Annotated in this window: 25 protein-coding genes; 4 read left to right on the forward strand and 21 right to left on the reverse strand. The window is 54.0% G+C overall.

What is annotated here, in order from left to right; genetic code table 11:
* Positions 1 to 48: 48 nt before the first annotated feature.
* Complete coding sequence (cycA, locus tag HVX64_RS20345; RefSeq protein ID WP_042999196.1) at positions 49 to 1,458, reverse strand: D-serine/D-alanine/glycine transporter; 1,410 nt, start codon at positions 1,456 to 1,458, stop codon at positions 49 to 51.
* Positions 1,459 to 1,780: 322 nt separating this feature from the next.
* A complete protein-coding gene (gene fklB / locus HVX64_RS20350) occupies positions 1,781 to 2,401 on the reverse strand; it encodes an FKBP-type peptidyl-prolyl cis-trans isomerase (protein ID WP_042999195.1) in 621 nt (206 codons plus the stop codon).
* A 222-nt stretch (positions 2,402 to 2,623) separates the two neighbouring features.
* On the opposite strand from fklB, the gene HVX64_RS20355 reads away from it, so the two are divergent.
* The gene (locus HVX64_RS20355) at positions 2,624 to 3,268 is read left to right on the forward strand and encodes an OapA family protein (RefSeq protein WP_044257216.1); all 645 of its coding nucleotides are present in this window, start codon (positions 2,624 to 2,626) and stop codon (positions 3,266 to 3,268) included.
* 110 nt (positions 3,269 to 3,378) lie between these two features.
* Here the strand turns inward: HVX64_RS20355 and HVX64_RS20360 are convergent, their stop codons facing one another.
* The 6 genes from HVX64_RS20360 to HVX64_RS20385 form a co-directional block, all read right to left on the reverse strand.
* Entirely contained in the window at positions 3,379 to 4,308 is a 930-nt protein-coding gene (locus tag HVX64_RS20360) for a DMT family transporter (RefSeq protein ID WP_042999193.1), read from the reverse strand.
* Between the two features lie 144 nt (positions 4,309 to 4,452).
* On the reverse strand, positions 4,453 to 4,902 hold the full coding sequence (gene rplI, locus HVX64_RS20365; RefSeq protein ID WP_042999192.1) for a 50S ribosomal protein L9: 450 nt from the start codon (positions 4,900 to 4,902) through the stop codon (positions 4,453 to 4,455).
* Positions 4,903 to 4,943: 41 nt separating this feature from the next.
* Positions 4,944 to 5,171 (reverse strand): 30S ribosomal protein S18, encoded by a 228-nt coding sequence (gene rpsR / locus HVX64_RS20370; protein WP_000135199.1) that lies wholly within the window; start codon positions 5,169 to 5,171, stop codon positions 4,944 to 4,946.
* A gap of 4 nt (positions 5,172 to 5,175) precedes the next feature.
* Positions 5,176 to 5,490 carry a primosomal replication protein N gene (priB, locus tag HVX64_RS20375; protein WP_042321531.1) on the reverse strand — a complete coding sequence of 105 codons (315 nt, stop codon included), beginning with the start codon at positions 5,488 to 5,490 and terminating at the stop codon, positions 5,176 to 5,178.
* 6 nt (positions 5,491 to 5,496) lie between these two features.
* Positions 5,497 to 5,892 (reverse strand): 30S ribosomal protein S6, encoded by a 396-nt coding sequence (rpsF, locus tag HVX64_RS20380; RefSeq protein WP_042321529.1) that lies wholly within the window; start codon positions 5,890 to 5,892, stop codon positions 5,497 to 5,499.
* 159 nt (positions 5,893 to 6,051) lie between these two features.
* On the reverse strand, positions 6,052 to 6,816 hold the full coding sequence (locus HVX64_RS20385; RefSeq protein WP_044257219.1) for a TSUP family transporter: 765 nt from the start codon (positions 6,814 to 6,816) through the stop codon (positions 6,052 to 6,054).
* Between the two features lie 300 nt (positions 6,817 to 7,116).
* Here HVX64_RS20385 and yjfY point away from each other — a divergent pair, with 300 nt between their 5' ends.
* Positions 7,117 to 7,392 (forward strand): DUF1471 family protein YjfY, encoded by a 276-nt coding sequence (gene yjfY, locus HVX64_RS20390; RefSeq protein WP_044257220.1) that lies wholly within the window; start codon positions 7,117 to 7,119, stop codon positions 7,390 to 7,392.
* 99 nt (positions 7,393 to 7,491) lie between these two features.
* Here the strand turns inward: yjfY and yjfP are convergent, their stop codons facing one another.
* Positions 7,492 to 8,241, reverse strand: coding sequence for an esterase (gene yjfP, locus HVX64_RS20395; protein ID WP_042999189.1), 750 nt, complete (start codon positions 8,239 to 8,241; stop codon positions 7,492 to 7,494).
* Positions 8,242 to 8,422: 181 nt separating this feature from the next.
* Between yjfP and bsmA the strand changes: the two genes are divergently transcribed.
* Together bsmA and yjfN are read left to right on the forward strand one after the other, a co-directional pair.
* Positions 8,423 to 8,752: a biofilm peroxide resistance protein BsmA gene (gene bsmA, locus HVX64_RS20400; protein ID WP_042999188.1), complete on the forward strand. Its 330-nt coding sequence runs from the start codon at positions 8,423 to 8,425 to the stop codon at positions 8,750 to 8,752.
* 147 nt (positions 8,753 to 8,899) lie between these two features.
* A complete protein-coding gene (gene yjfN / locus HVX64_RS20405; protein ID WP_072140690.1) occupies positions 8,900 to 9,175 on the forward strand; it encodes a DUF1471 family protease activator YjfN in 276 nt (91 codons plus the stop codon).
* Positions 9,176 to 9,212: 37 nt separating this feature from the next.
* Here the strand turns inward: yjfN and HVX64_RS20410 are convergent, their stop codons facing one another.
* From HVX64_RS20410 to mutL, 12 genes are all read right to left on the reverse strand, one after another.
* Positions 9,213 to 10,835 carry an isovaleryl-CoA dehydrogenase gene (locus tag HVX64_RS20410; protein WP_181825151.1) on the reverse strand — a complete coding sequence of 541 codons (1,623 nt, stop codon included), beginning with the start codon at positions 10,833 to 10,835 and terminating at the stop codon, positions 9,213 to 9,215.
* A gap of 113 nt (positions 10,836 to 10,948) precedes the next feature.
* On the reverse strand, positions 10,949 to 11,680 hold the full coding sequence (rlmB, locus tag HVX64_RS20415; protein ID WP_042321448.1) for a 23S rRNA (guanosine(2251)-2'-O)-methyltransferase RlmB: 732 nt from the start codon (positions 11,678 to 11,680) through the stop codon (positions 10,949 to 10,951).
* Between the two features lie 66 nt (positions 11,681 to 11,746).
* Positions 11,747 to 14,188, reverse strand: coding sequence for a ribonuclease R (gene rnr, locus HVX64_RS20420; RefSeq protein WP_044257223.1), 2,442 nt, complete (start codon positions 14,186 to 14,188; stop codon positions 11,747 to 11,749).
* Positions 14,189 to 14,415: 227 nt separating this feature from the next.
* On the reverse strand, positions 14,416 to 14,841 hold the full coding sequence (gene nsrR / locus HVX64_RS20425; RefSeq protein WP_042321442.1) for a nitric oxide-sensing transcriptional repressor NsrR: 426 nt from the start codon (positions 14,839 to 14,841) through the stop codon (positions 14,416 to 14,418).
* A 220-nt stretch (positions 14,842 to 15,061) separates the two neighbouring features.
* The gene (purA, locus tag HVX64_RS20430; RefSeq protein ID WP_042321439.1) at positions 15,062 to 16,360 is read right to left on the reverse strand and encodes an adenylosuccinate synthase; all 1,299 of its coding nucleotides are present in this window, start codon (positions 16,358 to 16,360) and stop codon (positions 15,062 to 15,064) included.
* Positions 16,361 to 16,463: 103 nt separating this feature from the next.
* Positions 16,464 to 16,661, reverse strand: coding sequence for a DUF2065 domain-containing protein (locus HVX64_RS20435; RefSeq protein ID WP_042321436.1), 198 nt, complete (start codon positions 16,659 to 16,661; stop codon positions 16,464 to 16,466).
* Positions 16,662 to 16,747: 86 nt separating this feature from the next.
* The gene (gene hflC / locus HVX64_RS20440) at positions 16,748 to 17,752 is read right to left on the reverse strand and encodes a protease modulator HflC (RefSeq protein WP_042321433.1); all 1,005 of its coding nucleotides are present in this window, start codon (positions 17,750 to 17,752) and stop codon (positions 16,748 to 16,750) included.
* Between the two features lie 2 nt (positions 17,753 to 17,754).
* A complete protein-coding gene (hflK, locus tag HVX64_RS20445) occupies positions 17,755 to 19,011 on the reverse strand; it encodes an FtsH protease activity modulator HflK (RefSeq protein WP_042999185.1) in 1,257 nt (418 codons plus the stop codon).
* Between the two features lie 189 nt (positions 19,012 to 19,200).
* Positions 19,201 to 20,481, reverse strand: coding sequence for a ribosome rescue GTPase HflX (gene hflX, locus HVX64_RS20450; RefSeq protein ID WP_044257224.1), 1,281 nt, complete (start codon positions 20,479 to 20,481; stop codon positions 19,201 to 19,203).
* 74 nt (positions 20,482 to 20,555) lie between these two features.
* Complete coding sequence (hfq, locus tag HVX64_RS20455) at positions 20,556 to 20,864, reverse strand: RNA chaperone Hfq (RefSeq protein WP_042999184.1); 309 nt, start codon at positions 20,862 to 20,864, stop codon at positions 20,556 to 20,558.
* 83 nt (positions 20,865 to 20,947) lie between these two features.
* Complete coding sequence (gene miaA / locus HVX64_RS20460; protein ID WP_044257226.1) at positions 20,948 to 21,898, reverse strand: tRNA (adenosine(37)-N6)-dimethylallyltransferase MiaA; 951 nt, start codon at positions 21,896 to 21,898, stop codon at positions 20,948 to 20,950.
* Entirely contained in the window at positions 21,891 to 23,756 is a 1,866-nt protein-coding gene (gene mutL, locus HVX64_RS20465; RefSeq protein ID WP_044257228.1) for a DNA mismatch repair endonuclease MutL, read from the reverse strand. The genes miaA and mutL overlap by 8 nt, the downstream gene beginning before the upstream one ends.
* Between the last annotated feature and the right edge of the window lies 1 nt (position 23,757).

Consider the following 23,757-nt stretch of genomic DNA (forward strand, 5'->3'; position numbering starts at 1 on the left):
AGAGCGCCCTGATTCATGTAATTGCAGAGCCGCGTCGCGGCTCTTTTTTTAACGAACGCCTGCCATCCGCTTCTTACCAATCAGCCACCAGCCCAGACCCAGCGCAATGAACCACAGCGGCGTGACGAGCAGCGCCTGACGGGTATCATCTTCTAGCGTCAGCAGTACCAGCACGAAGACGAAGAACGCCATGCACACCCAGCACATCAGCTTGCCAAGCGGCATTTTGTAGATTGACTTCTCATGCAGATGTGGACGCTGTTTGCGATACACCAGGTATGAGCACAGGATGATAGTCCAGACGAACATAAACAAGATCGCCGACACTGTCGTGATCATGGTGAACGCGCCAATCACGCTTGGGTTAACATACAGCATCACGACTCCGCCCAGCAGGCAGATACAGGAGAAGGTCAGCCCTTTCGCCGGAACCGCGCGTTTAGACAGCTTAGCGAATGCTTTCGGTGCCACGCCTTCCTGCGCCAGACCAAACAGCATACGGCTGGTAGAGAACACGCCACTGTTTGCAGAGGAAGCAGCGGACGTCAGGACCACGAAGTTAATCACGCTCGCAGCGGCAGGCAGACCCACCAGCACGAACAACTCAACGAACGGACTCTTATCCGGCACCACTGAACTCCACGGCGTTACGGACATGATGACGATCAGCGCAAAGACGTAAAACATGATGATACGAATCGGAATCGAGTTAATGGCGCGCGGCAGCGATTTCTCCGGATCTTTCGTTTCCGCCGCCGTCGTCCCGACCAGTTCGATCCCGACAAAGGCGAACACGGCAATCTGGAAACCGGCAAAGAAGCCGCTAATGCCTTTCGGGAACCAGCCGCCATCATTCCACAGGTGAGCAAACGACGCTTCCACACCGGTTGGCGACTGGAAGTGCATGGCAATCATCACCAGGCCGACGATAATCAGCGACACGATAGCGACGATTTTGATCATCGCGAACCAGAACTCCATCTCACCGAACATTTTCACGGTGGCAAGGTTAAGGCTCAGCAGCAGGATCACCACCGCCAGCGAGGCGACCCAGTCGGAAAGACCGGGGAACCAGAACTGCGCGTAGGCCGTAATAGCGACGACATCCGCCATCCCGGTCACCACCCAACAGAACCAGTAGGTCCAGCCGGTGAAATAACCTGCCCACGGTCCCAGCAGATCCGAAGCAAAGTCGCTAAAAGATTTGTATTCCAGATTCGAGAGCAGCAATTCTCCCATTGCGCGCATCACGAAAAAAAGCATAAAACCAATGATCATATAAACAAAAATGATCGACGGCCCGGCGAGACTGATCGTTTTACCCGACCCCATAAACAGGCCCGTACCAATGGCACCGCCGATGGCGATAAGCTGAATATGTCGGTTTGTAAGATTGCGCCGTAGCGACTGTTCAGTCGGAGCCTGTTCGTCGGCGGCGACTTTTACCTGATCTACCATATTTTATTCTTCCTGTACCTGTCTGTGTTGTGCGGGCTCTGCGGCCTTTAATGCGTCTGTTGTGCATCTATGATACGACGATCCTGTTTTCAGGACTTATCGATATTAGGTAAGAATCGGCGGGATGAATACTAAGATTTAGATATTATGTTAATTATATGTTTAAAGTGAGTGTCATATCACTCTGGTAACGCGAATTAGCTCACAAAAATACACGCAACTGATGCATTTGCAAGATAAAACTCCGATACCCGGCAATCGAGCAGCGTTATTGCGCATTTTTCGTCCCCCTCCGGCGTGGAGGGGGAACAGAAGTGACTAGTTACAGAATTTCCAGCAGTTCGACGTCAAACACCAGGGTGCTGAATGGCGGGATCGACGCACCGGCGCCACGTTCGCCGTAAGCCAGTTCCTGAGGAATGGTCAGTTCCCATTTAGAGCCAACCGGCATCAGGGTCAGCGCTTCAATCCAGCCAGGAATCACGCCGTTTACCGGGAATTCAGCCGGTTCGCCGCGCGCAACAGAGCTGTCAAAGACGGTACCGTCGATCAGTTTACCGGTGTAGTGCACACGAACGCGGTCAGTACGAGCCGGGATAGCGCCTTCGCCCTGAGTCAGGACGCGGAATTGCAGACCAGATTCCGTGCTGTTCACACCGTCTTTCTCACGGTTTTCTTCCAGATATTTCACGCCATCTGCGGCCATCGCCTGGAAGCGTTCGCGACGTACGGCATCCGCACGTTCATGGATCTCGCGCAGCGCGCGGTGTACCACATCAACCGGCACGGCTGGCTGCTTGCCTTCCAGCGCGTCAGCAATACCGGCAACCAGCGCTTCAGGCAACAGCCCTTCCAGTCCGGATTCGCTCAGTTGCTGTCCTACCTGCAAACCAATGCCGTAGCTTGCTTGCGCTTCGATAGTGTCAAAAGTCGGGGTTGCCATCGTATTTCCTTTCATCGGATATAAAAAAGTAGCGGGCAGCATAACAGCCAGGCTTCTCCCGGTAAAATGTTGTCTCGGGGTGGATGACAAATCACGACGAAAAAGAAACAATAGGGATATCCCCCTGTATATGTGCCAAAAACGGGGAATATCACGAACATCATAGCGTTAGCTGTCTATACTCTATGATTGAGGAACGAGACGCGGAGCAGGAGGAAAGCCATGCCCGGGCGCTTTGAATTAAAACCAACCCTGGCGAAAATCTGGCATGCACCGGACAATTTTCGCATTATGGATCCGCTTCCGTCTATGCATCGCCGCGGCATTATCATTGCAGCGATTGTGCTGGTCGTCGGTTTCCTTCTCCCCTCAAGCGACACGAACGATACGCCAGCGGTAACCCGTAACGCGCAACTGGATCTCCAGTCGCAGTCTCAACCCCCGACGGAAGCGCAGCTTCAGGCCCAGCTTGTGGCCCCGCAAAACGATCCAGGCCAAGTCGCTCCCGTTGCGCCGGAACCCATTCAGGAAGGGCAACCGGAAGAGCAACCTCAGTCACAGCAACCGCAACCCCAGCCTTTCCAGCAGGATAGCGGCATTGAGCAGCAATGGCGCTCCTATCGCGTAGAGCCCGGTAAAACCATGGCACAACTGTTCCGCGACCACGGACTGCCACCTACAGATGTTTATGCGATGGCGCAGGTTGAAGGTGCGGGGAAACCGCTAAGCACTCTCCAGAGTGGGCAGATGGTGCAAATTCGCCAGAACGCGAATGGCGTGGTGACCGGACTGACTATCGACACCGGCAACAATCAGCAGGTACTGTTTACTCGTCAACCTGACGGCAGCTTTATCCGCGTACGTTAATTCATCGTGCCGGGGTCTGCCAGGTCTGATAAGCGTAGCGCCATCAGGCACATCAGCGCCGTGCCGGATGGCGGCTTGCCCTTATCCGGCCTACCACGGCATTGGCGGCGTTACCGCTTCACCTTATTAACCCACCAGATCCCCGAGCACACCAGAACCAGCGCAATCGCGTATTTCCACTCCAGGATATTCTCACCGAGAAAAATCGCGGACAGCACCGCGCCGGAGACCGGGATCAGGAAGTTAAACGGTGCAATCATCCCCACACGGTTATACTTAAGCAAAATACTCCACAGCGCGAACGCCACTGAAGAGAGCAACGTCAGGTAACCGAGAATCGCCACCGATGCGAGACCGTGAACCGCCAGTGTGCCGCCAAAGACATAACCACCGATCACCAACACCAGCCCGCCAATCCCTAACTGATACCCCGTCATCACGGTTGGATCGACCGTCTGAGAGAGTCGCTTACCGTAAAGTGTCGCGGCGGAGAGAATAAATGCCGCCAGCACAATTGAGCCATCGCCCGCCAGGGTAAAATTAAAATCCAGCAGCCCGCTGTTGAAGTTCACCACCATCACGCCGGTAAAACCGAGAATGCATCCCAGCGTTTTGTTGTAACTCAGTTTGTCGTTCTGATAGATGAAGTGCGCCAACAGCACGCTGAAGAAGGTGCCCGTGGCATTCATGATCGATCCCTTCACGCCGGTAGTGAACGCCAGACCGATGTAAAAGAAGATGTATTGCAGCGAGGTCTGCGTCACCCCCAGCAGCGTCAATTGCCCGAACTGCCGGGAACTCAGGCGGCCAATCGGCTTACGCTGCGCTATCGCCAGCAAGAGTAACAGCAGACCTGCGAACAGGAAGCGGTAACCAGCGAAAACAATTTTGGACGGAATATCGTCAGCGGCGATCTGGAAGATCTCATAACCGCTCTTTATGGCCGGATAGGCGCTGCCCCAGAGCAGACAACAAAACGCCGCGCTCAGCCAGACAACATTTTTACGCGCAAACAAAGGTTGCGGGTGCGGAGTATCCATTCATCACCAGATTGAAATTATGTTTTATTTTTAGTGATTATCCCGAAAAGGACAAAGAATAGCCAGAGCGAAAAATGAGGGGAGCAGAAAAGCAAAACGCCGACACAAGGTCGGCGTTTCTTACGACGTTATCAGAATAAAAACTTATTCTGCAACAACGTTAATGGTCAGCTTAGCGAATACTTCGCTGTGAACCTGGAAGTCCACTTCGTGCTCACCAGTGGTACGCAGAACGCCGTTCGGCAGACGAACTTCGCTCTTAGCCACTTCGACGCCAGCTGCAGTTACAGCATCAGCGATGTCGCGGGTACCGATGGAACCGAACAGTTTACCTTCGTCGCCTGCTTTAGACGTGATGGTAACGGTTTCCAGTGCGTTGATTTTCTCTGCGCGTGCATTTGCAGCAGCCAGAACGTCAGCCAGTTTAGCTTCCAGTTCAGCGCGACGTGCTTCGAAGTATTCAACGTTTTTCTTGGTAGCAGGAACAGCTTTACCCTGTGGTACCAGGAAGTTACGAGCATAGCCCGCTTTAACGTTAACCTGATCACCCAGGCTACCCAGGTTTGCTACTTTATCAAGCAGAATAACTTGCATTACCTTATCCTCTCAAAGTCGTATTAATGGACCGTGACCGATTACTGATGACGATCAGTGTACGGCAGCAGAGACAGGTAGCGAGCGCGTTTGATAGCGCGAGCCAGCTGACGCTGGTATTTTGCACGGGTACCGGTGATACGGCTTGGGACAATCTTACCGCTTTCGGTGATGTAGTTTTTCAGCGTAGCGATATCTTTATAGTCGATCTCTTGAACGCCTTCCGCGGTGAAACGGCAGAACTTGCGACGACGGAAATAACGTGCCATATGGCTAGTCTCCAGAATCTATCAATTCAATCTGCTCGGCATGCAGAACCATTTTGCTCAGGCCGTTCTTTGCCTTGTGGCAAGAGATGAACCCCTGAACGGTCACTGCGCTACCGACCGTTATACTGTGAGTAATGGCCTGGTTTTCGTGTCCGCTAACAATCACGGGCATTTGGCACCACGCCTGCCGGTGAAATCCGGCTTCCTCCTGCACAGAACGATGCTCAAGCACGAACTGGCAGTGCGGAATTCCTGATGGACTGACCTTTCGAAGGGGGGTCCTGCACACGGTGCCGGACAACACCAGACGGTTGGTCATCAGAAATTACTCTTCAGAATCCCCAGCTTCAGCATCATCTGCGGTTTCGTTTGCGAAATCATCGCGACGCTCACGGCGCTCGTCTTTCGCTTTAACCATCGGAGATGCTTCGGTAACAGCGTGCTTAGTACGCATTACCATGCTGCGGATAACGGCGTCGTTGAAGCGGAAAGTTGTTTCCAGCTCATCGATCACTTCCTGCGGTGCTTCAACGTTCAGCAGAACGTAGTGAGCTTTGTGCAGTTTGTTGATCGGGTAAGCCAGTTGACGGCGGCCCCAGTCTTCCAGACGGTGGATCTTGCCTTCTGCACCAGTGATGGCAGCAGAGTAACGCTCGATCATACCCGGAACCTGTTCGCTCTGGTCAGGATGGACCATAAAAACGATTTCGTAATGACGCATCGAATTGCTCCTTACGGATTATTCAGCCTCCTGTCTGGGTCAGCCGCGGCCCATGGAGGCAAGGAACGTGTTAAAGGTCGGCTGAAAAATTGACGCGTCATAATACTGGTGTCAGGCCGCAAACTCAAGGTGATTCCAGGAATATTTGTCAGGACGCCCTTAATACATATCCAATAGCATTTTGCCGCTGATGCAGATAGAGACAATCACGATCATCGGCCTGATCACTTTCTTGCCGCGCGTGAGGACTACCGTCGCCCCCAGGCGTGCGCCAAGCGCCTGCCCGGCGAACATCACCAGTCCCAGCGACCAGATCATTTTGCCACCGAAAATGAAGAACAGAATAGAGGCGATGTTGGACGCAAGATTAATGAAATTAGAGTGAATTTGCGCTTTATCGATGCTGTATCCCCACAGCAGGATGTAGCACAGGGTATAAAAGGAACCGGCCCCGGCGCCGAGGAATCCATCATAGAAACCAACGCACCCTCCCCCTATCAGGGAAAAGAGAAACAGTGACACTTGCTGCTTCTTTTTTGGTTCAGTGAGATTGGGGGCAAAAATAAAGTAGAGCGCTACCGCGATGATGAGTACCGGTAACAGTTTTTTCAGCAGTTCCGGTTCAATGAACTGGATAAGCGTCGTCCCCAGAGCCGATCCCACAAACGCGGATAAAAAGACATACTTATGCTGCTGGATGTTGATATGTCCGCGACGCAGAAAGTAGATCCCCGACGTCAATGAACTGCCCAGCGCCTGAATCTTATTGGTCGCCAGCGCATTGGCTGGCGGCAATCCTGAGAGCAATAGCGCTCCAATCGATAAAAACCCACCGCCGCCTGAAACTACATTAATAAAACCCGCTATCAGCGCCACCATAAACATAATGGCGAAGTAGCTGAAATTCATGAATGAAATATCCATATCTTTTTGCCTTATTATCATAAAGTTAGCTTTATGTTTCGGCTCACTATAAGCGGCGATGGCCGACAGTGATATTGACGATTCGGTAAGTGTTCTTGTCAGAAAAACAGGTATTTTTCGCCACAGCAAAACGGGCTAGCCGATTGTTTACATTCAGAAAGAACGGATCGCGGTAATTTTTTGAACAACTGCATCAGAAATGGTCGCTATCGACCGACAAAGTAGCGATTAAAATTAAATCAGACGTTATCGACTAACAGGAGAAATCGCTAATCAGAGTCAGCTGTCGAGGAGGTAGGTATGCGAATCCGTTTTGTCACCCTTCTGGCGGGACTGTTGCTCAGTGCAAATACATTCGCCGCCATTGAAATAGACCACCAGCAAGCCCGAAACATGGATGATGTGCAGAGCTTAGGCGTCATTTACATCAATCATAACTTCGCCACTGAAAGTGATGCAGAAAGGGCCCTGAATGAAGAGACCGATGCGCAGGGCGCAACGTACTACCACGTGATCCTGATGCGGGAACCCGGTAGTAACGGCAACATCCACGCCAGCGCGGATATTTATCGCTAGCACCAGGAAAGTCCAACGAAAAGAAAGCCATAGCTTGACTTGCCCCCTGTTCAGGGGGCTTTTTTTTGCATGATGACGTATGGCTAGCTAGCGCCTGCGTCAGAGATGCTGACGGAAAAACGACACCGTTGCGGCCAGGGCTTCGGGCGTAATGCGATGGCGTACGCCTGCTTGCCACTGACAGGTCAAATTGTGGTCCAGGCCGGCCTGAATCATTGCCTGCTGTAAACGGAAACTTTCCGCCGCTGGCACCACATCATCGTCCTGGCCATGCCATAACAGCAGCGGTCTGTCGGCCAGTCGGGCGAGCTGCTGCGACACATCCCACTTCGCCAACGGCGCAATGATATGCGTGAATTCCTCCTGACGGGCGGGCGTGTCCAGGGCACAAGGGGGAAACAGCGTTCGCGCCAGACGGGTGAAATAACCCGAGCCCATCAGGCTGGCGACACATTTGACCTCCGGATGCTGAGTCATGATCCCCAGCGCAGTCATTGCCCCCATCGATGCGCCGCCAACCGCAAGACGTTCCTCCAGCAGCCAGTTTTCTGCACGCAGTGCCGCACGTAACGCCGTAAACTCCTGCATGCTCTGCTGCAAAATCTGCCAGAAGTGGCCCATTCTCGCCTGTTCGTCACCATTGAAACGCGCCCCATGCCCGGCGGCGTCTGGCATAATGACCCGAAATCCGGCCTGCGCCAGCGCCACGGCAAAATAGCTGTAGACCAGGCTGGAAGAGGTAAACCCGTGGTAGAAAACAATACACGGCAAAAGTGTACTGCGTTGCCCCGAAGGAAAGGCGTGAAGCAGATGATGTTCCGCCAGTTGACATGTTTCAATTTCAATCATTTGCACCTCTTTTGGCGCGGGTATGCTATAGGTCACATTATTAAACAAGGTGACGTATTCAACAACGATTCATAATGTTGAGAACTGGATTACGCTTTCACGACATTTTCATTCGAAAATCGCGCGGAAGGTAACATTTTGGGAACATTCCCCCAAAGGGAAATTAATAAGGCACTACACTATGGCTATCAGGAAACGAGATAGAGTGATGCGTCGGTTTACCTCTTTGATGTTGGTGATGCTGTTAAGTGGATGTAGCATTCTTCAGGGAACGCCACAGCCAGCACCGCCCGTCGCCGATCATCCGCAGGAAATTCGTCGCGACCAGACACAAGGGTTGCAGCGAATGGGAACCGTGACCTCTCTGGTCAGAGGCTCTCCGGATGATGCAGTTGATGAAGTCAGAGCGAAAGCCGCCGCAGCGAAAGCCGATTATTACGTTATTGTCATGGTTGATGAAACTATCGTGACGGGTCAGTGGTACTCACAGGCCGTCTTATATCGTAAATAATCATTGATGGAATTTAAGCCAATTTCACGTAGCTTTACGCCTCTATACGTTTACCTGTGCACAATAAACCGACAGCAGGAGGCTGGACGTTTATTTCGGCGATGGAATGCCCTGCGCATTGCGGGGAAACGTAAAATGGAGCTGACGATGAAACAATCTCTTGCCTTATCCTCACTGCTGTTAACTGCCGGACTGGTGAGTACGACGGCGCAGTCTGCTGAATTCGCGAGTGCGGATTGCGTGACTGGCCTCAATGAAATTGGCCTGATCTCTGTCAGTAATATTTCCGGAAACCCACAGGATGTGGAGCGTATTGTCGCGTTAAAAGCCGATGAACAAGGCGCATCGTGGTATCGCATTATTCAGATGTATGAAGAGCAGCAGCCCGATAACTGGCGCGTACAAGCCATACTCTACGCATAACAGATTGCCGGATGGCGTAAACGCATCCGGCAACGTATCAGCGCAATCCCCCCGTCGCCCGCAGCAGCAACGCGTCCTGTACCCGTTCTGATAACCGCATTCCGCCGCGCGTATCCAGCATCATCTGACACCAGGCCTGGGCAACAGGCGGTGATGCGTGCCGTAACATTTCCATTCCGCATCCCAACAGGAAAATCTGCTGGGTGATCTCACGACCCAGTTCTTCGGAAGGTTTGCGAAGTCGCGGCAAAAGCTGGCGTACCGCGCGATCAAAATGCCTGTCCTGCCCCCTGACCTCAGAGAATGCCTCACTCAGCATCTCATCGACCCCGGCTTGCTTGTTGATAACCCGCAAGACGTCGAGACACATGACGTTACCGGATCCCTCCCAGATACTATTGACCGGCATTTCCCGGTACAGTCGCGGCAGTTCGCTCTCTTCGCAATACCCTACGCCGCCAAGCACTTCCATTGCCTCCGCCACGAACGGAATGCCGCCTTTACAAACAGCAAATTTTGCCGCAGGCGTGAACAGACGCGCCCAGAGTCGCTCTTTGGCATCGCTACGCCGATCCCAGGCATGGGCCAGACGAAACAATAATGCGGTTTGTCCTTCCAACTGGAGCGCCATACGACTAAGCACCTGACGCATCATCGGTTGCTCAATCAGCGGCTTGCCGGACACCTGACGCTGGTGCGCGTGGTAAATCGCCACCGAGAAGGCGCGGCGCATCAGTCCGTGACTGCCGAGCGCACAGTCAAAACGCGTCAGACCACCCATCTTCAGGATATGACGAACGCCCTCTCCCTCATCACCAAGAAGCCAGCCGATGGCATCCTGAAACTCGACTTCCGCGCTGGCATTGGAACGATTCCCCAGCTTGTCTTTCAGCCGTTCAAGGCGGATCGCATTGCGCTGGCCGTCAGGTAAAAAGCGCGGGACGAAGAAACAGGAGAGGCCACCTTTTGCCTGTGCCAGCACCAGATGGGCATCACTTTGCGGCACAGAGAAAAACCATTTATGCCCCACCAGCCGGTACGACCCATCCGCCAGACGCTCGGCGCGGGTGGTGTTGCTCAATACATCAGAACCGCCCTGTTTTTCCGTCATCCCCATGCCGATCAACAGGCCACGTTTTTGGCCCCCCGGCGCAAGATGCGAATCATAGCGATCGCTGTGTAGCGGCGTTTGCCAGTCGGCAAATACGGCGGGCAACATTTGCTGCAATAGCGGTGTCGCGGCAAAAGTCATGGTGATGGGGCATAACGTGCCGGCCTCCACCTGCGCATGCAGGACAAAGCGGGCTGCCCGGGCGACAAACGATCCGTCTCGCGCCGCCTCTACCCAGGGCAGATTGTGGATACGGTTGGCACACAGTCCCTGCATCAACAGATGCCACGCGGGATGGAAGCGAACGTCGTCCAGACGCTGCCCCTGGGGATCGTAACGTAGCAATTCTGGCGGCCAGGTATTCGCCAGCCGTCCCAGCTCCAGCGATTCCGCAGTGCCAAGTTGTTGACCGATACTGGCGAGAAGTTCGCTGTCCCAGCCTGCCCCCTCACGCGCTACGGCCTCGCAGAGCGCGCCATCAGACAGGAACAGATTGCTGTTATTCAGGGGTAACGGCTGATTAAAAACGGTGTGAGTTTGCCTGTGCATTGTGTTTCCCTCCTTCAATGGCATCTCAATAAGTATGGTCAGTCTGAGGGGAGAATGCCTGGAAAGGAGGGCACAAAAAAGCCATCCTGCTGGATGGCTTCAGAAATCGTCTATTAGCTGCGCTGCCGCACAGCCTCGAACAGACAGATGCCTGTCGCGACAGAAACGTTGAGCGAAGAGACGCTTCCGGCCATTGGAATGCTGATCAGCTCATCGCAATGTTCACGCGTCAGGCGACGCATCCCCTCACCTTCCGCCCCCATCACCAGCGCCATACGGCCGGTCATTTTGCTCTGATAGAGAGTATGGTCAGCTTCACCCGCCGTGCCGACAATCCAGATATTCTCTTCCTGCAACATACGCATGGTACGCGCCAGGTTAGTCACCCGAATCAACGGGACGCTTTCCGCTGCACCGCAGGCGACTTTCTTCGCCGTGGCATTCAACTGCGCAGAACGATCTTTCGGCACGATCACCGCATTAACGCCAGCGGCATCGGCGCTACGCAGACAGGCACCGAGGTTATGCGGATCGGTCACGCCATCAAGGATCAGCAGGAACGGTTGATCCAGCGAAGCAATCAGATCCGGTAGATCGTTTTCCTGATACTGACGACCCGGCTTCACGCGAGCGATAATGCCCTGATGGACGGCTCCTTCGCTTTTCTCATCCAGAAACTGACGGTTTGCCAGTTGGATGACCACGCCCTGTGCTTCCAGAGCATGGATCAGCGGCAGCAGGCGTTTATCTTCACGGCCTTTGAGAATAAAGACATCCTGAAAACGTTCAGGAGCACGCTCCAGCAGGGCCTGCACCGCATGGATGCCGTAAATCATTTCACTCATGAAATCACTCGTTAATAGTTAATCATGCCGGGTGACGCAATGCTTCCCCGGCTTACACTGTCCGGCTTACTGTGCCGTTTTCTTTTTAGCGGCACGCTTTGCTTTTGTCGCCGCCGCTATTTTTTGCGTTTTCTCAGAAGGCTTTTTCGCTTTTCTGGCCTCTTTCTTCGCCGCCTTTGGTTTTTGTTTCTTCTCGCCACGGAAAGCGCTGTCAGGCTCGAAATTGGCTTTCTTACCAACCTGACGACGGCGGCCGGTTTTTTTACCCGCATCGCCTTTCTTCGCTCTTTCACGCGCCGTTTTACCTTCGTTACGCGGCGCACGCTCGCTGGAAATCAGGCTGAAATCAATCTTGCGCTCATCCATATTTACAGCTTCGACTTTCACTTCCACGCGATCGCCAAGACGATAAGTCTGGCCGCTGGATTCGCCGGTCAGGCGCTGCCCAACCTGGTCAAAACGGTAGTAGTCGTTGTCGAGCGAAGAAACGTGGACCAGGCCATCGATGAACAGTTCGTCCAGACGCACAAAGAAGCCAAAGCCGGTGACGCTGGCAATCACGCCTTTAAAGACGTTGCCGACCTGATCCAGCATGAAGTCGCACTTCAGCCAGTCAGCGACGTCACGGGTTGCTTCATCCGCACGGCGCTCAGCCATCGAACAGTGCTGACCCAGTTGCAGCATCTCTTCCATCGAATAATGGTAGCCACCCGTTTCGGTGGTGTTACCTTTATGGCCCTGCTCTTTCGCCAACAGATACTTAATGGCGCGGTGCAGGGAGAGATCCGGGTAACGACGGATCGGCGAGGTAAAGTGCGCATACGACTGCAGCGCCAGACCAAAGTGACCGCGGTTTTCCGGATCGTAAATCGCCTGCTTCATCGAACGCAGCAGCATCGTTTGCAGCATTTCGGCGTCAGGGCGATCGGCAACCGATTCCAGCAGTTCCGCGTAATCGCGCGGCTCCGGCTTATTACCGCCAGGCAGTTCCAGCCCCAGCTCCGCCAGAACAGAACGGAAGGAAGTGATCGCCTCAGTCGTCGGTTTGTCGTGTATACGGAACAGCGCAGGCTCCTGAGCTTTCTCAACGAAACGCGCCGCCGAGATATTCGCCAGAATCATGCACTCTTCGATCAGCTTGTGCGCATCGTTACGCTGGGTCTGCTCAATTCGCTCAATACGGCGTTCCGCGTTGAAAATGAACTTCGCTTCTTCACTCTCAAACGAGATGCCGCCGCGCTCTTCACGAGCTTTATCCAACACTTTGTAGAGGTTGTGTAACTCTTCGATATGCTTAACCAGCGGCGCATACTGCTCGCGCAACTCCTGATCGCCCTGCAACATGTGCCAGACCTTGGTGTAGGTCAGACGCGCATGTGAGCTCATCACCGCTTCGTAGAATTTATATCCCGTCAGACGGCCTTTGGTAGAGATGGTCATTTCGCAGACCATGCACAGGCGGTCAACCTGCGGGTTCAGTGAGCACAGGCCGTTGGAGAGCACCTCCGGTAGCATCGGTACCACCTGCGACGGGAAGTACACGGACGTCCCGCGATTACGCGCTTCCTGATCCAGCGGCGTCGGCGGACGCACGTAATAGCTCACGTCAGCAATCGCCACCCATAAACGCCAGCCGCCACCGCGTTTCTTCTCGCAATAGACCGCATCGTCAAAGTCGCGGGCATCTTCGCCGTCGATGGTGACCAGCGGCAAATCGCGTAAATCCACACGCCCGACTTTTGCCTCTTCAGGCACCTCTTCTTTCAGACCGGCAACTTGTTTCTCAACGGCGGCTGGCCAGATATACGGGATTTCATGGGTTCGCAGCGCCATATCGACGGCCATACCGGTTCCCATGTTGTCGCCCAGCACTTCGACGATTTTCCCTACCGCTTTGGTGCGGCGGGTCGGGCGCTGGGTGAGTTCAACCACCACCACAAAGCCCATGCGCGCGCCCATGATATCTTCAGGCGGGATCAGAATATCGAAGCTCAGACGGCTGTCGTCAGGAACCACAAAACCCACGCCCGCTTCAGTAAAGTAACGACCGACAATCTGGCTGGTTTTTGGCACCAGAACGCGCACAATACGCGCTTCACGGCGGCCTTTACGATCCGCGCCCAGCGGTTGCGCCAATACCTGATCGCCATGAATGCAGGTTTTCATCTGCTCGCTGGAGAGATACAAATCGTCTTTACGCCCTTCGACGCGCAGAAAGCCATAGCCATCACGGTGGCCAATAACGGTACCTTTCAGCAGATCGAGGCGTTCCGGCAGCGCATAACACTGCCGACGGGTGAAGACCAGTTGTCCGTCACGCTCCATCGCGCGCAGGCGGCGACGCAGGGCTTCCTGCTGCTCTTCGCCTTTTATGTTCAGTTCCACAGCCAGCTCATCGCGGCTGGCCGGTTTTTCGCGTTTAGTTAAATGTTCGAGGATAAATTCCCGGCTTGGGATAGGATTTTCGTACTTTTCAGCTTCGCGTTCCTGGAAAGGATCTTGTGACATTGAGGTTCCTCCATTGTCAGCTCCGGTGGAATTCCGTCGTCTTTCACGCCGTCTCTTTGTTGGCTGCCTTTGCTCTCCCCAGTCGCTTACTTTTGTAAGCTCCTGGGGATTTATGAGAGACATCCCAGTCTCTCACCGAAGGCCAGCCTGCGGCTGTTCAAATTCGTTCCTGACGAATTTGTCACTCAGTTGCCGCCGCGATACGACGCGAAATGCTTTGGACTTCACTATTCCACCAGCAATAATTTATAAAGCGGTTGATTCTCTTCAACCAAATCGGCCAGCGTGTAGTTATCCAGCTCCGTTAGAAAACTTTGCACGGCCTTAGAAAGCGCCTGTTTGAGTCGACAGGCAGGGGTGATGTGGCAAAACTCGCTGCTACAATTCACCAGCGACAGCGGTTCGAGTTCGCGCACGACATCGCCAATTCGAATGGTATTCGCGGCTTTGCCTAAACGGATCCCGCCATTTTTTCCCCGAATAGCAGTTACAAAGCCCGCCCGACTAAGTTGATTGATTATTTTGACCATATGATTACGGGAAACGCCGTAGACGTCTGTCACTTCCGAAATACTGGTCATGCGACCTTCCGGGAGTGATGCCATATAGATTAGCGCTCGTAGTCCGTAATCGGTGAAACTCGTTAACTGCACATCAACCTCAGGGAAAAGGGGGAATCGGGATACATCTTATTTATATTGATGATAAACCAGCCACTAGCCAGGCCGCTAATTTATTTCAGTTCGGAAGGAAAAAAGCGAGGATTTAACGCACGATTAAGCCGGATGACGACGCCTGGCATCTTGTCCGGCCAACTACACTTTGTAGGCCTGATAAGCGCAGCGCCATCAGGCACTGCGCCACGAACCAAAATTATGCGTCGAACGGGTCACGCAGAATCATGGTCTCAGTACGATCCGGGCCAGTCGAAATAATATCAATCGGCACACCGGTCAGTTCTTCGATACGCTTAATGTAGTTCAGCGCTGCCTGTGGCAAACCGCTACGCTCTTTCACGCCGAAGGTGGACTCAGACCAGCCCGGCATGGTTTCGTAAATCGGCTCGATACCTTCCCAATCGTCAGCCGCCAGCGGTGTTGTGGTCACTTCACGGCCATCCGGCATACGATAAGCGACACAGATTTTCACCTCTTTCAAACCGTCCAGTACGTCCAGTTTGGTCAGGCAGAAGCCCGACAGGGAGTTGATCTGTACTGCACGACGCACAGCAACGGAGTCCAGCCAGCCAGTACGACGACGACGCCCCGTGGTAGCACCGTATTCGTTACCCTGTTTGCACAGGAACTCACCGATGTCATCAAACAGCTCAGTCGGGAACGGACCCGCACCCACACGCGTGGAGTAAGCCTTGATGATACCCAGCACGTAATCCACATAACGCGGCCCCAGGCCAGAACCTGTTGCCACACCACCCGCAGTGGTGTTAGAGGACGTTACGTACGGATAGGTACCGTGGTCAATATCCAGCAGCGTACCCTGCGCGCCTTCGAACATGACGAAATCGCCACGCTTGCGCGCCTGGTCCAGCAGATCGGACACATCAACAACCATCGAGGTCAGGATGTCGGCAATCGCCATCACATCATCCAGCACTTTCTGGTAGTCAACCGCGTCAACTTTGTAGAAGTTAACCAGCTGGAAGTTGTGATATTCCATCACTTCTTTCAGTTTTTCAGCGAAGGTGGCTTTGTCGAACAGATCGCCAACGCGCAGACCGCGACGGGCGACTTTGTCTTCGTAAGCCGGCCCGATACCACGACCGGTAGTCCCGATCGCTTTCGCGCCACGTGCTTTCTCACGCGCGTTATCTAGCGCAACGTGGTAGTCCAGAATCAGCGGGCATGCTTCAGACAACAGCAGACGCTCGCGAACAGGAACACCACGATCTTCCAGTCCTTTCATCTCTTTCATCAGCGCAGCCGGAGACAGCACAACACCGTTACCGATGATGCTGATGACGTTCTCGCGGAGAATACCTGATGGAATAAGATGGAGGACGGTTTTTTCACCGTTGATTACGAGAGTATGGCCTGCGTTGTGACCGCCCTGGTAGCGTACAACATATTTAGCCCGTTCAGTCAGAAGATCGACGATCTTTCCTTTACCTTCGTCACCCCATTGGGTGCCCAGTACGACGACGTTGTTACCCATTTTTCAAAATCACCGTTTGCTTAAAAATGGATTCTACCATCGCTTTTTCAGATATACAGCACTTTTTGCATGCAAAAATTAGCTAAATTCGCACGTTTTTTGATCAGCCAATCGTTTTCCTCAACATGTAGTAGACCACAATGCCCGCAACCACAAGTCCACCACCAAAACGACGTAAAGTATTTTCAGGCAACTGCGTCATGGCAGAAATCATCTTCTTCCATGCTCGCGGGTAAAGCATCGGACCTAAACCTTCAAGCACTAAAACCAGCGCAAGCGCGAGCCAGATTGTTGAGTTCATCGGACGTCCTTTATAAAAAGAAAACCACCGGCATCCTCAGGGATGCGGTGGTTTTATGCGTCTAACCTAAAACCGTTGCGACGATATTATCGCGTTGCGGTATTCGGTGTCTTCATGTAGCGGAAGAAATCGCTGTCCGGGCTCATGACCATGACATCCTGATTGCCTTCGAAGCTCTTCTCGTAAGCACGCAGGCTACGAATAAAGGCGTAGAAGTCAGGATCCTGGCTGAACGCATCGGCAAACAGCTTCGCCGCTTCTGCATCCCCTTCACCGCGCATGATACGCCCCTGACGCTCAGCTTCCGCCAGCGTTTTGGTCACTTCATAGTCGGCTGTCGCGCGCAGTTTTTCCGCTTCTTCCTGACCTTGTGAACGGTGACGACGCGCTACCGCTTCACGCTCAGCGCGCATACGGTTATAGATCGCTTCAGACACTTCGGTCGGCAGGTTGATCTGCTTGATCCGCACGTCGACCACTTCGATACCCAATGCGGCCATACTGTTCGGGTTGATCACCGGCACATTGCCGTTGGTTTCAGCCTGAACACGTTCAGCGGCTTCGGCAATCGCGTTATCCGCTGCCGGGGTCGCCACTTCGTCTTCGGTTCCGGCAGAGCCAGAGTTCAGGGCGTCACGCACTTCCAGGGTCAGACGACCACGGGAGTCGGTCACAATGTCTTTCACATCCAGACGACCAATCTCAGAACGCAAACGGTCAGAGAACTTACGTTTCAACAGAACTTCAGCCTGAGAAATATCGCCGCCGCCTGTCGCCAGGAAGTAACGGCTGAAATCGCTGATGCGCCATTTGATGTAAGAGTCGACAATCAGGTCTTTCTTCTCTTTGGTGACAAAGCGATCGGCCTGGTTATCCATCGTCTGGATACGCGCGTCGAGCATTTTCACCGACTGAATAAACGGTACCTTAAAGTGCAGACCCGGCTCATAAATCAATGGTTTTTTGTCGGCATCACGCACGACGCTGCTGAACTGGAACTTAATTCCGCGCTCGCCTTCTTTCACCACGAAAATTGAGGTGTACAGCACTACCAGCACGATGATGATAATCGCAATAACTGACTTACGCATCGTTATTCCCCCTGACGCTGGTAGTCGTTACGCTGCGCGTTAGCGCGGCGTTGGTCCATAATATCGCCCTGACTGGTGGACGAGGTGTTGCTTGCTCCGCTGCTGCTGGAAGATGACGTGGAGGGCAGACGCAGCAGGTTCGAACCGCTATCGCTCTTTGCCGCCGGCGCGCTCGCGCCTTTCAGCATCTGATCCAATGGCAGAACCATCAGATTGCCACCTTTGTCGTTAACCAACACTTTACGGGTATGGCTCAACACTTTTTCCATCGTCTCGATATACAGACGCTCGCGGGTAATCTCTGGCGCCGCTTTATATTCCGGAAGGATTTTCGCAAAGCGCGCCACTTCACCCTGCGCTTCCAGGATGGTTTGCGTTCTGTAAGCACGCGCCTCTTCAAGGATACGCTGTGCCTGACCGTTCGCACGCGGCTGAACTTCGTTGGTATACGCTTCCGCTTCACGGATGTACTGCTGTTCGTTCTCACGGGCAGCAATGGCATCGTCAAACGCCGCTTTCACCTCTTCCGGCGGACGTGCAGCCTGGAAGTTGACGTCCAGCAGGGTAATACCCATGTTATACGGACGAATGGTCTCTTCCAGTTCACGCTGGGTATCGCTACGAATAACGGTACGCCCTTCGGTCAGGATACGGTCCATGGTGTATTTACCGATCACGCCGCGCAGGGCGCTGTCGGTCGCCTGACGCAGACTGTCATCCGCGCTGGTTACGCTAAACAGATATTTTTGCGGATCGGTGATGCGGTACTGCACGTTCATCTCAACGCGCACCACGTTCTCATCTGACGTCAGCATCACACCGGAAGCGGCCAGTTCGCGGACGGCTTCCACGTTCACCGGCGTCACCTCGTCGATAAACGTCGGCTTCCAGTTCAGGCCCGGTTCAACCAGATGGCTGAACTTACCAAAGCGTGTCACCACGCCGCGCTCTGCTTCTTTGATGGTGTAGAAACCGCTCGCCGCCCAGATAATGACGATAGCTGCCGCCGCGATGGAGACGACACGTCCGCCCAGATGCGGGCGCGGGCCTTGTGATGAGCTTCCGCCACCAGAGCCAGTACCTTTACCGCCTCCCAGTCCACCGAGTTTTTTACTCAGCTTGCGAAAGATGTCATCGAGATCAGGTGGCCCCTGCTCGCGACCACCTTTGTTTCCATTTCCCTCAGAGTTGCCGCCTGGTTTGCTGCTTCCCCACGGGTCGCGGTCTTGTCCGTTATTACCGGGCTGATTCCACGCCATGTTTGTGCTCCATATTTGTTATGCGATGCTATACCTGTGTTTTTTGCGCGGCAGATGCGTTGGCTACATCCCTCAGCTCCCGTCACATAGTTGACTATGCTCCAGAGAATTTCAGGACTTGCCGCCTTCCTGCCGCTCAACCTCCACAAGGTACAGAGGCGAAAAAATCTTCAGGCCATATCCGTCAGATCAGACAACATAGTCTTCCAAAGTCGGTTCTTGTTTACAGAGGCGACGCCAGTCAACGATCGGCAGGCGAACTTGCAGACTTACGCTACCGTCATCCTCCATCCACTCTTTTTCTATTGCCTGAAGCTGATAAAAACGGCTTCTCAGACGCCCTTCCTGCGGCGGCAAACGCAACGTATGCTGCGCCACCTCGCCGGAAAGTCGCTCCGTCAAAGCCTGAAAAAGCTGTGGTATCCCAACCCCTGTCTGCGCGGAAAGCCAGACACGAATCGGTTTGTTCTCTTCATCCCGGTCGATACGCGGTTCAAAGTCATCCAGCATATCGATCTTGTTCATCACCATCAGGGACGGGATCTCGTGAGCATCGATCTCTTCGAGAACCGTATCCACTGCGTCGATGTTTTCCTGCACGCGCACATCCGCTGCATCAACCACATGCAGCAACAGTGTCGCCTGACGCGTTTCCTGGAGGGTCGCTTTAAACGCCGCAACCAGATCGTGCGGAAGATGACGGATAAACCCAACGGTATCCGCCAGCACGGTCTCCCCGACATCCGCCACGTCAATGCGACGCAGCGTCGGATCCAGGGTCGCAAACAGTTGATCTGCCGCATAGACCCTGGCTTCGGTTATCTGATTGAAAAGGGTGGATTTTCCGGCGTTGGTATATCCCACCAGCGAGACGGTCGGGACATCCGCCTTAATGCGCGACTGTCGCCCCTGCTCACGTTGCTTTTCAACTTTTTCCAGGCGCGACTGGATCTGCAATATACGGTTTCGCAATAAACGGCGGTCGGTTTCGAGTTGGGTTTCACCCGGACCGCGCAAACCAATCCCGCCTTTCTGTCTTTCAAGGTGGGTCCAGCCACGGACAAGACGCGTAGCCAGATGGCGCAACTGCGCCAGTTCAACCTGCAATTTCCCCTCATGGGTACGTGCACGCTGCGCAAAAATATCTAAGATAAGGCCAGTGCGGTCGATAACACGACACTCACACAGGCGCTCCAGGTTACGTTCCTGGGCCGGGCTCAATGCATGATCGAATAATACGACGGCAGCGCCTGTCGCTTTTACGGCTTCCGCAATTTCAACGGCTTTACCTTCACCAACAAAGTACTTCGGGTGCGGTGCTTTACGGCTACCGGTAATCACCTGCATTGCTTCGACACCGGCGGAAGAGACCAGAGATTCAAACTCCTGGAGGTCTTCCATATCTTTGTCTTGCGAAAAATAGATGTGTACCAGTACCGCCTGCTCACCGGCGTCATAACGGTCAAACAAGCGTCAACCCCTCGATATAGATCAGCGGGGAACGCAGAAATTCTGGCTCCCCGTGTGTAAAACAGCCAAAAACCTTATTCGGTCTCTTCGCTGTCCTGTTGCGTCGCAGAACCCTGCGCGCCGCTACCGTGATGATAGTTACTGCTGGTACCGCCACCGGCATTGTTACTATGATGAGAAACCGGGCGAGACGGGACAACAGTAGAAATCGCGTGCTTATAAACCATCTGACTGACCGTGTTTTTCAACAGGATCACAAACTGATCAAAAGACTCGATTTGACCTTGCAGCTTAATACCATTCACCAAATAAATAGAAACTGGAACACGTTCCCGACGCAGTGCGTTCAGGAACGGATCTTGTAAAGATTGCCCCTTAGCCATTCTCTCTTTTCCTTATATGCTTATTTGTACTTTGAATCTTTCGATTCTGAAAATTGCGCACGATACGCCTTAATTGTACACATTCAGTTCGCGATAGCACCAACAACCTGTAATACTTCTTTCCGCGCCTGCTCAGGTTTCTCACTGTCAAGCCAGTGCACTCCTTCCCAACCGCGTAACCAGGTTACCTGGCGCTTTGCCAACTGCCTCGTGGCGCAAACACCTCTATAAACCATTTCATCGTATGATATTTCGCCTTCAAGGTATGACCACATCTGGCGGTATCCCACACAACGAATGGAAGGCAAGTCCGTATGCAAATCTCCACGGGCAAAAAGCGCCCGAACTTCTGCTTCAAATCCTGAAGCCAACATCTGATGAAAACGCTGCTCGATGCGTTGATGCAACAGCTCACGGCTCGCTGGGGCGATGGCAAACTGATGCACCTGGTACGGTAAAGCATCACCTGACGTTTGCGTCAGTTCCGTTAAAGTTTTACCCGAAATGAAAAAAACTTCCAGTGCCCGGGAAAGTCTTTGCGGATCATTTGGATGAATACGCGCAGCCGCAACCGGATCGATTGTCTGAAGCTGTTGGTGCAACGCATCCCACCCTTGCTCTGCCGCCTGTTGCTCAATTCTGGCCCTGACCTGCGGGTCTGCCGACGGTAACGGCGAAAGACCTTCCAGCAATGCCTTGAAATACAACATCGTACCGCCCACTAACAGCGGAATACGCCCCGCCGCAGTGATCTCGCTCATCTCCGCCAGCGCATCGCGGCGGAAATCCGCAGCAGAATACGCCTGCGACGGATCGCGAATATCCAGCAATCGGTGCGGAGCCGCCTTTAACTCTTCAGCGTCCGGCTTCGCCGTCCCGATATCCATCCCTTTGTAAATAAGGGCGGAATCGACGCTTATCAACTCTACTGGCAAAACTTTACGCAATTCAATCGCTAGCGCCGTTTTACCCGAGGCCGTAGGCCCCATCAAAAAAATTGCCTTTGGCAGGCTCGCCTTACTGATATCACTCATGTTTCAGGGCATTCATCGCCGTATGTAAATCAACAGGTTGTAACAGACCACCCGGCGGTGCCTTCACGAGCTGCGGGCAAAGCCGCTCCACATCAGCCAGCAGGGTAATGGCCTGAGCCATTGTCCACTGCGTATGCTCACTCATCAAATTACGCGCAATCCACTGCGCCAGATTACCAGGTTCACGCGCTGACTGTTGCGTCAGGTAGCCTATCAGTTCAGGAATCAAGATTTGTAAATTTTGTTGGCGTAAGGGTAAAGGCACCGCCCGAATGGTCACATGCTGGGCATCTGCCTGAAATTCAATCCCCAATTCCACCAGTGCGCCCTGCGCATTTTCCAGCGCGGCCTTTTCCTCTGCAGACACTTTTAGCCGCAGCGGGATCAGCAACGGCTGAGCGCAAACCTGCCCCTCTCCCAGCGAAAGCTGCGCCTGACGCAGCCAGCGTTCTGCCACGGGCAGCGCCAGCAGGTGAATACTCCCATCGCGCTCCAGCAGCGCGCAGTCGTTGCCCACAATCGTGAGCACACGGCCAAAGCTCTGACTGTGTCCCGACAGTGCTGACACAGCTGGCTCCGGCGCAGGCGATGATTTTGTCGCATGTGTCGGCGTTTGCAGGAGCTGGCGATACACCTCGCCCTGCTGTTTCTGGTAGCCCGGCTGGGCATGCGGCCAGCTTGCCGCCGTTGGGCGCGGCGCGCTGCTGCCCGCTGTCGGTGTGGAAGCGTAGCGCGGTGCCGTAGGTTCGCGGGCCTGCGCCGGCTCAGCAAAATGGTTACGCCCTGCGGCCACACGGTTTTCCGGAACGTGCCGGGGCGCGGGTTCGCCTTCTGCTTCCAGCGGCAATGGCGATTCAAGCTGCTGTTGCAGCACGCTCAGCACGCCCTGGTAGATAAAGTCATGGACCAGGCGCGACTGATGAAAACGCACTTCATGCTTGGCCGGGTGCACGTTGACATCCACCTGATGCGGGTCAATCTCAAGGTACAGCACAAATGCGGGCTGTTGATCGGCGCCCAGCTTATCTTCACAGGCCTGACGAATAGCGTGGTTGATCAACCTGTCGCGCATCATGCGTCCGTTGACGTAGCAGTACTGTATTTCCGCCAGCGCCGTCGTGGTGTGATTGGGATCGGCGACCCAGCCGCGTAAGGTCAGATCGCCATGCTGCCACTCAATCGCCAGCGCATGCTCAAGAAACGGCGTACCACAAATGGCGCCCAGACGACGCTCTTGCGGCCCCTCTTTCGCCACCGCGCGGTACTGACGTACCATTTTGCCGTTGTGCGACAAATTGATCGTCACATCAAAACGCGCCAGCGCAATGCGCCGGATGATCTCGTCAATATGATTGAATTCGGTTTTCTCGGTGCGCATAAACTTGCGCCGGGCCGGGGTGTTGTAGAACAGATCGAGGACTTCCAGCGTGGTGCCTACCGGATGCGCGGCCGGTTTGACTGTTACCTCCATGTCGCGCCCTTCGGCGTAGGCTTGCCAGGCTTCCTGTTGCTCTGCGGTGCGTGACGTGAGAGTCAGGCGAGATACCGAGCTGATACTCGCCAGCGCTTCGCCGCGAAAACCCAGGCTAATGATCGCTTCCAGATCGTCAAGAGAGGCAATTTTACTGGTGGCGTGCCGCGCCAGCGCCAGCGCCAGTTCGTCTTTCCTGATCCCGCAACCATTGTCACGGATACGGATCAGCTTCGCGCCGCCGCGCTCGATATCAATATCGATACGCGTTGCCCCGGCATCAAGGCTGTTTTCCACCAGCTCTTTGACCACCGATGCAGGTCGCTCAACCACCTCACCTGCGGCAATCTGGTTCGCCAGTTGTGGCGGTAACACCTGAATCGGCATG

This window comes from Citrobacter sp. RHB20-C16 (assembly GCF_013890155.1).
GTDB classification, from domain to species: domain Bacteria; phylum Pseudomonadota; class Gammaproteobacteria; order Enterobacterales; family Enterobacteriaceae; genus Citrobacter_A; species Citrobacter_A amalonaticus.